Here is a 14,550-nt window from a genome sequence, read left to right on the forward strand (position 1 = left end):
ACTCACTCAGAAACGAGAGCGAACGCGTGGAATAGAACGGAAAAAGGGAATTCAGGTGTGGGAAAACAGGAACCGGGACATCGTTAGCGGTGACCGGTTCCGAGGGCTTGGGCCTCGGCGACGCGGAACGCCGCCGACGCGCTGGTCGTCATGTCAGGAAATGTGCCGCCCGCGCCCATGCCGGACCAGGTCACCGTCCAGTGCACCGTCGCCGACACCGCAAACGCCTGCCCCGGCGCGCCGGCCGAGGAGCGGTGGTAGGTGTGCCCGCAATCCGGCGAGACCGCCCGCGGATCCCCACCCACCGGGAACGAAGTACCCGGACCGGTGCAGGTGAGCACGCTGCCATCACCCATCGACCACGACACCGAGGCCGGAGCCGCGGTCGCGGTCACCGACGCCCCCGGCACCGAGGCGGTCGCCGACCGCACACCCCAGCCGCCGCGATCCAGCCACAACCAGGTCGGCAAGTGCACCAGCTTGGTTCCCGCCGGATCGGACACAATCCGCGCGGCGGGCACCCGCAACTGCGACCGAGCCTGCTGCGCCAGTTCCTCCGGCGACGGCAGCGGCGCCGCACCGAGGGCTTCGCCGTCGGGAATCCACACCGGCGCCCGGTACAACCCATCCCGGAAGCCAGATCCCGAGCACTGGTAGGTGTACCAGGCCCCACCCTGGCCGGAAGCCTGCACCAGCACCACACCGCTAACCCAGCGCCCGTTCAGGGAAACAAATCGCACGCTACCGAACCGGGACTCGCGCGGTCGATGCGCGACCGTTTGGACACCATTCGTCGGAGGCTGGTAATCACTGCGAATGTAAGAACAGTTAGCAAGGTTTGAGCCGCCAACGATCCGGTCACCAGGAGGCCCAGACGCGTCTGGGCTGTTGTCATCTTGCTTTTTTGGCTGGTTGGGTTTCGGGTTCGCGTCCCCGTGGGGTTTCAGGGGAGGTTGGCCTGCCTGCCCGGCTCCGAGTTGGCAGTACGGCGACGGGTCTTGACTGCAGTCGACAGTGCCCCACCCATTTGCGAAGGACGGCATCGCGGAGACGAGAACCGACGCGGTGGTGATTCCGGTGACGACGAGCGTGCGCTTTAACATGTCCCTGGTTCCTGTATGGCGAAATCTGTCACTTTCCAGGTTCCATCGACGGCTTTTTTCGCCTTGGCGTTGATGTGGCGGCGTCCGCCGGGTCCGTCGTTGGCTGGCTGGCCGTTGTCCGCGCGATACTTCAGCCAGGTGCTGTCGTCGCCGCAATCTATGATGTTGACTGTGGTTGGGTTGGTGGCAGGCTCGATGGATTCGACTGTCGGGTTGTTCACCGGCTTGCCTTTGGATACGAGTCCGTTGTAGTGGTCGGCGTACAGACCACGAGAAATCTTCGACAACGCCTCGGCTGTCGCGTTGCGCGCGAGCTTGGGTGACTGCCAATCCGAGGTCGTCGCCGCATCGGCCATGTCGCTCCACATACCGAGGTAAGCGGTGATTGCCTGCTGCTTGGCTACGTCGGCGGGTGATGCCGGTACTGGCGCGGACGAAGTCGCGCTCGTCGCCGCGGTGGCTGGGGTGGGTGTTGCGGCGTTGTCCGATGTCGAACAGCCGGCAAGAGCCAGTGCAGCGCCCGTGCTGAAGGCCGCGAGTACGTTCGTCCGAGCCGTCATGGTCTTTCCCCTCCTCGATGTGGTGATCACGCCTTCCGCTAGCAAACAACGCGGCCACGTGAGAAACGGAAGGTCGATGGAAGCTTCACCTGTTTGCATGAACACCTCCTTAGTCGCCGATCGTGGGGACGAGCCCGGTGGTGACGAGGACAACGGCCAGCAGCAGGCAAGGCCCGAACGGCACCACCACCCGTCCCGCCTCGTCCTGCTGGCGGAGCGGCGTGCAGGCCACTAACGCGGCGGTCAGTACCGCGACAACCGGTGTCGTGACAAGCGCGGGCCAGCCACACCATCCGGCGACGAGCCCGGTGACACCGGCCAGGCGCACGTCGCCGGCGCCGACTCCGCCTGGCTGGGCCAGCGCGACGAGCAGGAATACCCCGGCGAGCGCCGCCGCCCCCATCACGGCGCGCAGCAGCGGTTCCCCGTCGTCGCGGAGCACAGTGAGGATGCTGAATGCGACTATCTCACCAGCGAACAGTGTGTAGATCTGCTCGCGGGGCAGCACGCGGGTGTGCCAGTCGATCACGGCCAGCCGCGCCCCCAGCACCACGAGCAGCCCATAGGGGATCAGCGCTCCATCGAGTCCAACACGCCAGGCCACCACGGCAAGGCCGCCAGCGGCGAGCAGGACCGTGCACCCAAGCATCCGATCTCTGCGTGCGGAGCGCGCGGCCCGGGATATCAGCGCCGTGACGCTCGTGCGAGGCCACGGTGGAGCGTCGGGGCGGTGTTCGGCCGAGGCCGTCAGTGCGACGAAACCTCGCTGCTGCGGCCGGCGTTCCTGCGGCGACACCACGAGCACGGACATGATCGATCTCCCTGCTGACGTATCTTTCTGCTATTTCACAAAGGGGCTTCGATGAAGCTGTGTACCGAGCGGGGCGTGGCGGGCAGCCAGGTGAGGGGGCAACGCTGGTGCCCGCCACGCTGGACTCCGGGCAGGTGCGCGGTCCCGGAGTTTCCGCGCGCTGGGACGCCGCGGCCGACGTGCGGGAGGGAGGGGTCGGCCTGGAAAGGTGCGGCGTACCAGCGGCGCTGGGGGGCGCGGGCGGGGCTTTAGCCGTAGAAGCCGGGTGAGCAGCCGACTCCGCCGTTCCACCACGCGCCCGTCACTCTCCACCGGATCGGTGCCTGGAGGTTGGTCACGCCCGGGCCGACGCAGTAGTGATAGATGTTGCCCCAGACGTCCTGGACATCGAGCATGACCGTGGAGCCGGTGCCACCGTCGCAATGCCGATAGCTGCCCCAACTCAGGTATCCGCACGGATCGGTCACCGTCGCGGGAACCGTGGCGCTACTGCCGGTCGGGGTCGCCGACGCCGCTTCTGTCGCGCCGAGCAGACCTCCGGCGACCGCGGTGGCGACCGCGACGCCGGTCATGCCATTCCGAAGACCGCTTATGTAAGTAAACCTAGCCATTGCACTATCCGTTCTTTCTACATTCAAGAATGAGTTCGCGACGCGGCCTTCCCAGAACCGGCCGCGCAGCTGAGGAATGCGGTGTTCGCCTCGGATACGCCGGTGCGCGATCGAGTATGTGAGGTGACCGTTCTGACGCAGAGGCGTGGCGGACGCGCAGGTGAAAGGGCGGAGGGTGCCCGCCACGCCGTGCTCCGGAGCCGGTGCTGGAACGCCGCGGCCGGAGGGCAGGGAAGCTCCGGCCCGGTGGGGAGGGCGGCGTCCCAGCGGGTGTGGCAACGGTGAGGTCAGCCCCACGGACCGCCGGCGATGCAGCCGACGCCGCCGTTCCACCAGGCACCGGTAACTCTCCAGCGGATCCCCGGCTGAAGGTCGTGGACGCCGGGGCCGACACACTCGTTGTAGATGGTGCCCCAAATGTCCTGGACGTCGAGCATGACGGTGGATCCGGTGCCGCCGTCGCAGTGCCTGTACTGGCCCCAACCGAGGTAGCCGCATGGCTCCTGCGTCGACACCGGGACTGCCGACGCGGGCAGCGCCGTACCGATCAGCCCCCCAGCTACGGTCACCGCGGCCGCGGCACCGGTCATGCTCATCCGGACCCGGCTCACACGAGAAGACCTCGACATAGCATTTCCTTTCTCCATCTTCGGCATCTGACCGCGGCGACACCGCGCGGTTCAGCGCGCGAGACCACGACACAAAAAGCGACAAACGCGTTGTAAGGCCGAGGAAACATGGGCGGTCATGAGCCGCCTGCGTGTCCCTTGGGTAGGTCACGCCGGGATTCACCGCGAGGCCGTCGCGGGCTCACCCGAATCCACTGAGGACCGGGCTAGTGGCCGATCCTGTTGGGACGGTGCCGAAGCGGCGTTCGCTTCGATATCTCCACTGTGGACCATCGCGAGCTCCTGCGGGACACGGAAATGTGCACAAAATCAGCCCACGCAGGCCCGGATTTTGTGCACATTTTGTGCAAATACGAGGAGGTTTCAGAATAAGGGGCGTGAATGTCGCACTATGCGCATGATTGACTACGAGGACGACTCGTGGATGCGCGTTTGAGCACGGCCGTGATTCACAGTCGGGCCGAGGTGGGTAGTAGTGCTCCCGGGATCGGGCGTACGACGTGGATTCGACGGCTCGGCGCGAAGGGTCCGCCCACGTCAGTGGTCAAAGGAGCACCGCGCTGCTGGGCGAGTGGCCGGCGTGCGGGGTTTCAGCGCAGGTGCAGCTGGGTGTCGAGCGCAGCGAGGCGAGTGCGGATATCGAGCATCCGCGGATCGTCGAGTTCCTCGAGCAGGGTGTAGGCGTCCTGGTAGCTCTGGCGAGCCCGGAACAGGTCGCCGAGGGTGGTTTGGCTTTCGGCGCGGGCGATGAGGGTGTCCGCCTTCTCCCAGCGCTGCCAGCGCCGATGGCGCAGCGCCAGCGCGGTGTCGAAGTGGGTCACCGCCGCGCGGTGACAGTTCTTGCCTTGCAGGATGATGCCGAGCTGGTGATAAGCCAGGCTGGTGACCGCAGTCGAGGTGAACTCGCGGGATCGTCGCAAGGCATCCCGCACCGACCGCATCGCCGCTTTCCCGTCCCCGAGCGCGAGCTGGGTGCCGGCGAGCATGGCCCGATTCACCGCGATGCCGATGCCGACCTCGTGCTCGACGAACAGGGTGTCGGCCAGTTCGTACATAGCCAGCGCGTCGGTGTGCCGCTGCTGACTGGCGTAGGCGCGGGCGAGCCCGGACGCGGTCCAAGCGCGGGCGCGGTCATCCCCGAGGTCGGTCTGCAGTCGCAGGGCCTCGCGCAGTGCGCGGATCCCCTCGTCGGTGCGTCCGAGTTCGTGTTGGACCCACCCCAGGGCCTGCAGGCTGCGCGCCCGTCCTGGCACGCTCTCGGCCGCGGTGGCGGCGGCGAGTGCCTCGGTGGCCGCGATCCGCCACCGAGCCCAATCCCGGGTCAGCACGAAATACGGCAGAAACGCCGTCGACAACTCCCACAAGGTATCCCTTGCCCCGTGGGGGCGGGCCTGCCGCGCCAGATCCAATGCGGTATCGACCTCGGCCTCGCACCAGCCCATCGCCGCCTCGAACCCACCGTCAACGCCGGCGAACCGCAGCGGCTCGGCGCCGTCAGCCGCGTCGTCGACCAGACCGGTGCCCGTCCAGTTCGGGATGAGCACGTTGTTCGCCGTACGCGTGGTCGCCACATACCAGCGCAGCACACGATCATGCGCCCGCTCGACCTCCCGCAGCGGCTCCTCTACGAGCCCCCGCCGCTGGGCATACGCCCGCACCAGCAAGTTGAGCCGCCACCGGCCCACCGCCGACGTGGGCTCTATCAGATACGTCTCGCGCAATCTGTCCAGCGCCGCGCGAGCCTCATCAGGGGCGATACCGGCCAGCACGGCGGTCGACTCGACGCTCATCGTCGCGCTGGGAGCGATCCCCAACAGTCGCAACACTCGTGCCGTCCGCGGTGGCAAGCTCTGATAGGACCGGTCGATCGCCCCGCGGATATCGGTCGCGGGATCGGTGGAGGTGAACAGTTCCAGCCGGGCGTGGTCCACGCCGAGTCGCTCGGCCAGGCTCGCGATCGACATCTCTGGCTGTGTCCGCAGGTGCTCGGCCGCCCGCCGCACCGCCATTGGCAACCGCGCGCATCGCGCCACGAGTGTCTGCGCCGCCGCGGGTTCGTCATCGATCCGGCGGTCACCACCTCGGCCGTCGATCCGGGTACGCAGCAACCTCACCGCCTCGTCCCGTTCCAGCGGCGGGACCTGGATCCGCAAACTACCGGTCCTGCGCAGCAGTTCCGCCTGATGCCTGCGTGCGGTCACCAGCACCGCGCCGCCGGGTCCCGGTAGCAACGGCCGAATCTGCTCGTACCCGTCGACGTCGTCCAGCACGACCAGCACCCGCCGCTCGGCCAGCAACGTTCGATACCGCGTCGCGCGCTCCGCCAGTGACTTCCCCACCAGTTCGGCCGGCGCCACGCCCAGGTCCTGTAGGAACCCATCCAGCACGTCGCCGGGATCCGCCGTCTTCAAGCTCAATCCGTGCAGCTCGGCGAACAGGCAGCCATCCGGGAAGGCCTCCTCCCGCGTCGCGGCCCACTCGGTGGCCAGCGCGGTCTTGCCCACCCAGAAGCCGCCCTCCAGCACCACCACCGCGACCGTCCCCGGGTCCGACGGCGCCAGGAGTTTCTCGTCCATCACCGCCAACAGGTCGTCACGGCCGACGAAATCCGCGACCGCGGGCGGCAGCTGCCGTGGCGGCTCGACGTCCGCCGGGTCAGCGGACCGCAGTTCTGCGGCGATCCGCTCCAGTTCACCGTCTGCCGTCAGCGCCTCGTCGATCTCGCGGACCGGGTCCGGCAGCAGCCGCCGCTCACCGCTCAGCAGCTTCGAGAAGTAGCTACGACTGTAAGTCGTCCGACCCACAACCGCTCCCAACGACAGGCCACGCTCACGTGCCAGCCGATGCACCGCCTCTGCGAAAACGTTGGTAGCGCGCATCTGTGTCTCCCCGTCACAGACAAGCCCCCAGGTGAATACGTTTCATGTTGTTTCTCGGTTTTCGCTGGCTATCGACAGAGTCTTTTCTCGCCACGAGTTGAATCTATGGAGGCAGCCTTGCCAGACGATATGACTGCATCGGCAGCTGACCCAATCCCGTCTCGACAAGCCCGCTTACTGGCTAGCAAGGCAGCGTCGGCGCGGCGCACCAAGCTCCGCAGGTCGTCTTCTTCCTGAGTGCAGCACCATGTCACTACCCCGATAGATACGGCGATCTGGGATACAGGGACAAGTGGCCCGTGTACAGATCGGACGACGATGGTTTCGGCTCGAACCTGCGCTTGTATCCGCTGGGCTACTGCCATACCTCGGGAACGCTCCGCTCCGGGGAGAAACACAAGGAACTCGTCACCGCCGTGACCGCCGTAGCGGCCCACGATGTCACTCTCACGTACGGCCCCGGCGATAACCGCCGCGATGACCTGCAACACCGTGTCACCAGCCTGGTGCCCAAGAGTGTCGTTGATCCGTTTGAACCGGTCTACATCGGCGATAAGGAGACTGTTCACGCCGCCACGTTGAAGCGCTTCGGTTGCGCGCTCATCCCAGCTGCGCCGATCGAGCAAGCCGGTCAAGGGGTCCGTCGACCGATAATCAAGAAGCTGCCCGCACGCCGGACAGCGTGCCAGGTCATCGGTTTTCGGCTGTCCTACAGCACCTGAGGAAACGACGCGCATCGGACCCTCCATCCGACATGATGATCTTGCCGTCGGGTATCGACCGTCAGAGTGACGGTGCTCGGTGTCGGTTGAGCTCGGGTCCCACGAAGTCTAGACTCGGACTGCGCGAAATCTCAACTGAGGAAAAAGTGATCACTCGATTGGGTGGTCAATCACCACAGCGTCACGGGAGGCTGCGTGGTGAAGAAACCGCCGAAGCCGGCGTCGTCGGAACGAACGCTGGCCGCGAAGCTGAACCACCTCTACTCAATGAAACGGCGGCCTAATGGCCGCGAGTACAGCAACCAGTACGTCGCCGACGCCGCAGTCGCTACCGGTCTGGTGAAAACCTGCTCGCAGGCGTATCTGTGGCAGCTGCGCAATGGCACGAAGGATAACCCCACAACGGACTTGTTGAAGGCTCTCGCGGCCTTCTTCGAGGTGCCGGTCTCCTACTTCGTCGACGACGAGGTCGCCGAACGCGTCGACCGCCAACTGGCCGGCGACCACGACGCCAGCACCAGCCATGACATCCAACTGATCGCCGCACGCGCCGGGAAACTCTCGGCAGCAGGTCGGCAGCAGGTGCGCGATCTCGTCGACTACGTCTACCGGCTCGAAGCAGCCGAGCACACTGATCACTCGAACGAGTCAAGCAAGGACGACCAGAGGTAGCACCCTACCAAGATCAGCCATGCTGATCTCAGCACAACCGGGGAGGGTTGACGATGAGCACCAGGGATATACGCCGACGATGCCGTGAACTATTGCGCACCCTGGATGTCCAACCGCCGCTGGACGTCGCTGCCCTATGCCACCACATCGGCGAACGCCGCGGAAAACCCATTCGGCTCGTACCTCACCCCATTCCCGTTCCCGGGCCCTTCGGTGTGTGGATCTCCACCACAAAGGCTGAATACATCCTGTTCCAGGACGAAACCAGCAAGCTGCATCAGGATCACATCGTCCTGCACGAACTCGGGCATATCCTCGCTGGCCATCAGAGTGACGAGGTCGACGACGCCCTGATGGCCGAGCTCTACCCTGGAACGAAGCCCGACACCCTGCGCCAGCAGTATCCCGACATCGGACCGGATGCCGTACGTCGCGCGCTGCGACGCTCGTGCTACGACTCGGACAACGAACGCGAAGCCGAGGTCGTCGCCACCACCATCCTCGAATGGGCCTCAGTAGTTGACGCCGTGTCCATCGCCCGGCCAGTGGCGAACACCACGACCGCCCGAGTTGACCAAGCACTCACGGATTCCTTGGGATGGCTGTGATGCGACGATCGCGGAACAACGAGTTACATCGTCGCACCCCGCTGAGGCCCCGATGACCTCGTGGCTGTACGGGATTCAGATCTCCCTGCTCGTCATTGGGCTGCTGTGGAAGGGCGCGCAGCTGGCCCGCAGGCCCGAGGCTCTTCCGCTGCGGGTGATCGTGGCCACGCTTGCCGTCGCGGTGGCCGGGTGGACGATCAACACGATCAACGGCCGCTCAGGCGGCCCGTCGACCACGCGTGACAACGTGCTGCTCTGGGTGGGACACACCCTCAATCCGGTACTTGTCTGCTACGGCGTTACGTTCTTCTACCTCGTCGCAAGCCGCTCCGGCGGGCGCCTTCGCCGCAGCTTGTGGTGGCACACCGGGCTGCTTACGGTTGCCCTGCTCATCGGCGGTACGGCAGCCCTGAGCGGTCGTTCTTCACTCACCCACACGCATATCATCGACCTGACCTCCGACCTTTACTGCGGAGTTGTTCTCACTGCGGCCGTCGTCATCGCGCTGCGCCTCGCGTTCACCGCGACCGTGCGAGTCAAGGTTGGTCTTGCTATCGCTGCACTTGGCGCAGGCACCATCGCGGCCGGCTGTTTCATCCAGGCAATCGGTGTCATCTCGCGGTGGAGAACAGGTCACGGCATCGGGCCGATCACGGCAATTTTCGGAATCGCGATGCTGTACGGCGTCCAGGTGTTCGTAATAGGTGCCCTGTACCCCGCCGCCGTCACACGTCTCGCCGCACTCCGGGCGTGGCTGCGGCACATCCGCGAATACCGCAGCCTGCGACCCCTCTGGACCGCCCTGAGCGAAGCCTTCCCCGAACACACGCTCCGGCTGCCTGACGACGCCCGCTGGTCTCGAATCAATCCGGCGAACGTGCACCGTCGTCATCATCGCCGTCTCATCGAGATCCGCGACGGCCTCGTACATCTGTCTCCCTACCTCGGCACCAACCCACCTACCACCCCTGTTGATCTGGCACCAGCGATCCAGGACGCACTCGCCCGCCATGCCAACGGCGAGCCGCCCACTACAGCGACAGCCACTCCCGTCGCCGTCCCCGACCTACCTGATCGACAAGAAGAGATACGGATGTTGCTCGCCCTGTCCAGCGCCTATGCGCAGCGAACGAACCAAGGAGTTTGATGACCAGCCACGCCCTGGTAGCAGGAGGCGGGATCGCCGGATGTGCCAGCGCCATTGCACTGCGCAAGGCGGGGATCGAAGTCACCGTCATCGATGAACGGCCTGCGGACAACGGCGGAGCAGGTGCATTCCTACGCCTCAACCCCAACGGCCTGGATGCGCTGCAAGCCATCGACGCGCTCCAGTCAGTACTCGACGTGTCGATGCCGCTCCGACGCCGTGAGCGCTGGTCAACCGACGGGCGTTTACAGAACGAGTTGACGTTCGAGGACCCTGATACCGACCGAGGACTCGAGCCTCGTTTTGTCACGTGGGCCCGGCTCCAAGGCGCGCTTCACGACCACGCACGCCGGCTGGGAACGACATTTCAGCACGGTGCCCGAGTGACTTCGGCCGTCGAGACCGGCAACCGTGTCAGCGTCACGCTCGCCAACGGCCGCCAACTGGACGGCGACATACTGATCGGCGCCGACGGAACCCGATCAACGATCCGCACCCTGATCGACCCAGACGCACCACAGCCGGAATACCGCGGCTCACGCACCGTCTACGGCTACACCCCACAGCCTCCTGCCGATACTCCCCCCGCCAACGAAATGCTCCGAACCTACCTCGGCCCATCGCTATTCCTGGCCTACATCACAGATCCGGTCGACGGGTGCTATTGGTTCACCAACGTCAAGACCCCCGACCCGCCAACGACTCCTGCGCCGGACACCGAAATCTGGCGTCGCCATCTGCTGCAGCTGCTCCGTGCTGACAACAGCCCCGCAGAACCCATTGTCAGGGCAGCCACACAAATTCTCGCATCAGATGACCGTGCGCTGCCCCACCTACCCCACTGGCATTCCGACCGAGCGGTCGTGATCGGAGACGCCGCTCATGTCGCACCACCTGGCAGCGAACAGGGCGCGTCTATGGCCCTTGAGGACGCAGTCGTACTGGGCCAATGCCTCCGCGACCTCGAATTGGCCACCGCCCTCAGCACCTTCGTAAACGAACGACGGGAACGAGCCGAAACCGTAGTCGCTCTCTCGACAGGACGCCGCTCAAATTCAATCGGACCGGAATGGGCCTACCTGCACCACCTTGACTGGCAGAAGCCCGCCGGAGAGGACGTCCGCGGATAGAAGATCTCATCTCTTTCAGCTACACAATCAGGCGCTTCGCCCGCAACGCCAAGAAATACAAGAAGGACCCCGACGCCTACCCCGGCTCCATCCGCGAAGCCTCACAAATCATCCGGATCGCCATCACCGGCTCCACCCGCAGCCCCGACCTCCACGCCATCACCCAACCCCTCGGCTAGGACAAAGTGCTCCGCCGCTTCGCCACCCTCACGGCACAACCGGTGGGGGACGTTCAGATTCGCAAACGCCCCACACCCATGTCCGCCTCGCCCGTACAGCCGACACCACACCCCGCGCGGTGCTCCGGCCAACGACGAACGAACGCGCTGGTCTCATCGAACGATGACGGTGGACCACCACCAATGCGCTGACAAACTGCTCCCCGCCCTGCCGCCCCTCCTCGACCAACTCATCGAAGAACAGCTCCCGCCGGCTCCCATGGTGCTCGCTTCCTGACGCCAAGCACGGGTCCCGATGTGTCTTCTACGCCAGGAACCCGCCCTATCTTCTCGGCAGCACCACTTACTGCGCGGAACGGACAGCCGACGAGGAAACCTGCTCTAGTCGCGAATCGTGGTAAGCAGCGCTCGCCACGCCGCACCGCGGAGGCGGAGCTGACCGCCCTCGCGGTCCTTGGTGTCACGAACACCCACGGTGTGAGCGAGCTTCACCTCTACGCAGTTACCCTGCTCGCCGGTGTAGCTGGAGGTGCGCCACGCGCTCTCGCGGCGGTCGATCATGTCGTCTCCCGTTTCTTGATCTCTTCGTTGATCAGGTTCAAGCTTTCATCTGGGCTGTAAGCGAGATCGAGCAGGTCGATGGCGAGCTGTTCGTAGTCCTCGACATCCGCAGCACCATCGACGAAGCTCGCGGTCCGGTGGTGTTCCAGAGCAACGATCGACGGGAGCGGTTCAGCGAAGTCGTAGAGCGTGAAGCTCCCCAGCAGTCCGCCGTGCCAGTCCCCGTCAACTTCCGCGAGCCGGAGCGTGACGTTCTCGCGGCTGGCGACTCTCACCAAATACTTGAGCTGCGGGACCATGACCTCGTCGCCACCAATGCGCCCATGTATCGCAGGTACGCCCAGAATGGCCGTATACGGAAGCGGGTCATCCCGCAGGAGAGCGTGTTGGCGCCCGAGCCGCAACGTCACTCGATGCTCGACATCCGCGGACGTGGCCTTGCGATCGCGACTGATGATCGCGCGAGCGTACTCGCGCGTATGTAGCAAGCCAGGCACCGCCAGCGGTTGCCACTCCGTGGCGGCAACAGCCTGAGCCTCCATCTCCATCGCACCGACCAGATGCTCGGCGACGCCGGTCGGACCGGGCGTGACCCACGTTTCCGCGCTGGGCCCGCCGCGTGCCACGCGCATGATCTGCTCGCGGCGATCACCGACGACGCCGAGACAGGCGAGAAGGCCGGAAACACGCTCGGCGTCTGGCGAGACTTTCCCATCCAGCCATCGAGACAGCGTCGAGTGATTCACGCCGAGTTGCGTCGCGAGCTGCCTCATCGAGATGTCCGACCTGGCGTCGAATTCGGCACGCAGCAAGCCAGCGAGCGTTCGCTCACGGCTTGTCGCTGCCACACTTTGCGGATTGGTGCGCACCATGCACCAAACCCTACCGGTCGGACCACGACTTCACGCTAGCACCCGTTCGCGGTATTGCACCGCTGGTGCATGTGGTGCATATTGGTGCGCACCATACCTAACTATGCACCAGCTGAGGTGTTACATGAGAACCCTTAGGCGATGTCTACCAGCAAGCATATCCCTTGCTGCAGCATCAGCGGCGAACCGGGTGGTGCACGTGCACCACCGGTCGTCTGCTGGAACGCAGGGTGCCCGGCCTGCACGCCGAAGTGCCGAAAGGCGCGTTGACGCAGCTCAACGCCATACTTCGAGAGGAACCCAGGCCGTGGATACCCGAACGTCTGCCGTTGTCGGGAAGGCACGCGAACTCTCCGCTGATCTCCCCAGCGCCATCATCCGGCTCACGCACTCCGGTCACGTCGGCCCTGAACTCGCACCACGGCTACGAGATCTCGGCATGCGCTTGTACGACGTCGGCCTGGCGCTCATGGACGAGGCTGACCGGCTCGATCCTGAAGCAGTCACGTCCCATGATTGCGGCGAAGGCCGCTCACCTTCGAGTCGACCTGACTGACAGCGCCCAAGCCAGCCCGTGGGCGCGCGTGACAGCAGGCGCGGCTGCGCTCCGGGCACATCGGCGGCGGGCGGGTGGGGTCGAGCCTGACGGCACGCGCTTCCCCGCGCCCCCAAAGGAATGCGCGCCCAGGCTCCCTCTCTCGTCTGCCGCCCCAAGCGGCGGTGGAGGCGGCTATCCCCGACAAACCGCCTCCACCGCTTCCTTTTCCTTGCGAGGTACTCATCATGTGCGGACAGGCTGATCTTTGTGGCAGCCGATTCGCTGGACGCTTTTGCCGTTGCAACGCCGGGTTTATAGGCGCCGTGCGGCGACACCGCAGCCGACGCGGCCCCGCCGCTACGGCGCGGACACGAACAGCAGTGATCCGCGATCAGGAGACGCGATGACAGCCACCATCGACGCGGGTCCCCGTGCGTTGGTTTCCCACGTCTTGACCGGCACGCCCGCAGTTCGTGGCCGGTATCTCGCTCGACCAGGCGGTGACGAGCTTCAGCCGTCCCCGGCCCGGGTCCTCGAAGCGTTGCTGGGTGAACCGCATCCGTACGACATCGACCAATGGGTGGCCGATAAGGTGCGGGCCGCCGTCGCGGGTGCCGACGTGCTGGCCTCCGCACCCTACGAGTCTGCGCTGCGGGCGCTGCGACATCTCGCCACAACTGCCGCGCCCGCCCAGTACCTCTTGGCCGACCTGATGGTCGCCCCCGCCTGGTGGGAACCGCTGCACGCGGTGATCAACCGCTACCGCCCGGGCACGTCTGTGCTGTATGTCGGGTGTGACCCGGTCACGCTCGCCCGCGCTCGAGCCTGGCTGTCCGACCTGCCGCACCAGGTCGACGTTGCCGCAGGCGACGTCCTCGCCCCGCACACCCTGACCGGTCTCGACGGCGACGACGGCGTCGTTCTGGACTTCGCCGAACCGGTCGTAGTGCAACTGGGCACGGCGATCAGCCACTGCGACGACGACACCGCCGCCGCCGTGCTCGCCGACTATGCCGCGCTCCTGGCCCCCAGCAGTGTCCTGGTGCTCTCCGCCTACACCGCGCCCACGGGTGCAGCGGCCGCCCGTCGCGTCCGCGAAGCCCTGGAGTTCGCGTTCGGCGAAACGCGCTTCCGGCCGATCCACGAACTGGATCAGCTACTGCCCGCCACGGTCACCCCGATCCCCTCCGGACCCCACCCCGCGCCAGCCGGGTTCGTCCCGTGCGACCAGTGGTGGCCCGACGGCCCCCAGTTGCGGCCCGGCCCGCCGAGCCAGGCGACGGGGATGGTGGCCACCGTGGCGGTGACGATCCGATGACCCCCGCTTCGCGCACGACCCCCTCCGGCCCCGGGTCGTGCACCGTATGGCCGACCCACTGCTCCACCGCCCGGCGCGGCCGCCGCACGGCGCCCCGGACGGTGCCGGGTCGGCCCGCGCCCGGGGGGGCCCCCACACCCCGGCCCCCCCCCCGGCCCGAGCCCCCCCCCCCCCCCGCACCACACCCCCCCCCCACCCCAACCACCGCCC

14 protein-coding genes are annotated in these 14,550 nt (G+C 66.0%); 5 read left to right on the top strand and 9 right to left on the bottom strand.

The window, feature by feature from the left end:
- Positions 1-83: 83 nt before the first annotated feature.
- From ACFWX1_RS31155 to ACFWX1_RS31185, 7 genes are all read right to left on the bottom strand, one after another.
- Positions 84-701 carry a hypothetical protein gene (locus ACFWX1_RS31155; protein ID WP_378393333.1) on the bottom strand — a complete coding sequence of 206 codons (618 nt, stop codon included), beginning with the start codon at positions 699-701 and terminating at the stop codon, positions 84-86.
- 395 nt (positions 702-1,096) lie between these two features.
- Positions 1,097-1,762, bottom strand: coding sequence for a hypothetical protein (locus ACFWX1_RS31160; protein WP_378393334.1), 666 nt, complete (start codon positions 1,760-1,762; stop codon positions 1,097-1,099).
- 10 nt (positions 1,763-1,772) lie between these two features.
- Positions 1,773-2,474, bottom strand: a complete 702-nt coding sequence (locus ACFWX1_RS31165) for a prepilin peptidase (RefSeq protein WP_378393335.1) — start codon at positions 2,472-2,474, stop codon at positions 1,773-1,775.
- Between the two features lie 248 nt (positions 2,475-2,722).
- The gene (locus ACFWX1_RS31170) at positions 2,723-3,046 is read right to left on the bottom strand and encodes a DUF6355 family natural product biosynthesis protein (RefSeq protein WP_378393336.1); all 324 of its coding nucleotides are present in this window, start codon (positions 3,044-3,046) and stop codon (positions 2,723-2,725) included.
- Positions 3,047-3,372: 326 nt separating this feature from the next.
- Positions 3,373-3,714 carry a DUF6355 family natural product biosynthesis protein gene (locus tag ACFWX1_RS31175; protein WP_378393337.1) on the bottom strand — a complete coding sequence of 114 codons (342 nt, stop codon included), beginning with the start codon at positions 3,712-3,714 and terminating at the stop codon, positions 3,373-3,375.
- 590 nt (positions 3,715-4,304) lie between these two features.
- A complete protein-coding gene (locus tag ACFWX1_RS31180) occupies positions 4,305-6,593 on the bottom strand; it encodes a tetratricopeptide repeat protein (RefSeq protein WP_378393338.1) in 2,289 nt (762 codons plus the stop codon).
- A 68-nt stretch (positions 6,594-6,661) separates the two neighbouring features.
- On the bottom strand, positions 6,662-7,342 hold the full coding sequence (locus ACFWX1_RS31185; RefSeq protein WP_378393339.1) for a GGDEF domain-containing protein: 681 nt from the start codon (positions 7,340-7,342) through the stop codon (positions 6,662-6,664).
- Positions 7,343-7,510: 168 nt separating this feature from the next.
- On the opposite strand from ACFWX1_RS31185, the gene ACFWX1_RS31190 reads away from it, so the two are divergent.
- The 4 genes from ACFWX1_RS31190 to ACFWX1_RS31205 are packed head-to-tail and all read left to right on the top strand — an operon-like array spanning position 7,511 to position 10,872.
- Entirely contained in the window at positions 7,511-7,987 is a 477-nt protein-coding gene (locus ACFWX1_RS31190) for an XRE family transcriptional regulator (protein ID WP_378393340.1), read from the top strand.
- A gap of 53 nt (positions 7,988-8,040) precedes the next feature.
- Positions 8,041-8,595, top strand: a complete 555-nt coding sequence (locus ACFWX1_RS31195; RefSeq protein WP_378393341.1) for a hypothetical protein — start codon at positions 8,041-8,043, stop codon at positions 8,593-8,595.
- Between the two features lie 52 nt (positions 8,596-8,647).
- Positions 8,648-9,742 (top strand): MAB_1171c family putative transporter, encoded by a 1,095-nt coding sequence (locus ACFWX1_RS31200; protein ID WP_378393342.1) that lies wholly within the window; start codon positions 8,648-8,650, stop codon positions 9,740-9,742.
- On the top strand, positions 9,742-10,872 hold the full coding sequence (locus ACFWX1_RS31205; RefSeq protein WP_378393343.1) for an FAD-dependent oxidoreductase: 1,131 nt from the start codon (positions 9,742-9,744) through the stop codon (positions 10,870-10,872). The genes ACFWX1_RS31200 and ACFWX1_RS31205 overlap by 1 nt, the downstream gene beginning before the upstream one ends.
- Before the next feature lie 560 nt (positions 10,873-11,432).
- Here the strand turns inward: ACFWX1_RS31205 and ACFWX1_RS31210 are convergent.
- Both ACFWX1_RS31210 and ACFWX1_RS31215 read right to left on the bottom strand, forming a co-directional pair.
- A complete protein-coding gene (locus ACFWX1_RS31210) occupies positions 11,433-11,612 on the bottom strand; it encodes a DUF397 domain-containing protein (protein ID WP_378393344.1) in 180 nt (59 codons plus the stop codon).
- Complete coding sequence (locus ACFWX1_RS31215) at positions 11,609-12,484, bottom strand: helix-turn-helix domain-containing protein (protein ID WP_378393345.1); 876 nt, start codon at positions 12,482-12,484, stop codon at positions 11,609-11,611. Before ACFWX1_RS31215 ends, ACFWX1_RS31210 begins: the two co-directional genes overlap by 4 nt.
- 941 nt (positions 12,485-13,425) lie before the next feature.
- Here ACFWX1_RS31215 and ACFWX1_RS31220 point away from each other — a divergent pair.
- Entirely contained in the window at positions 13,426-14,340 is a 915-nt protein-coding gene (locus tag ACFWX1_RS31220; protein ID WP_378393346.1) for an SAM-dependent methyltransferase, read from the top strand.
- The last annotated feature ends 210 nt before the right edge of the window (positions 14,341-14,550 follow it).

The organism is Amycolatopsis sp. NPDC059021 (genome assembly GCF_042739895.1).
Taxonomy (GTDB): domain Bacteria; phylum Actinomycetota; class Actinomycetes; order Mycobacteriales; family Pseudonocardiaceae; genus Amycolatopsis.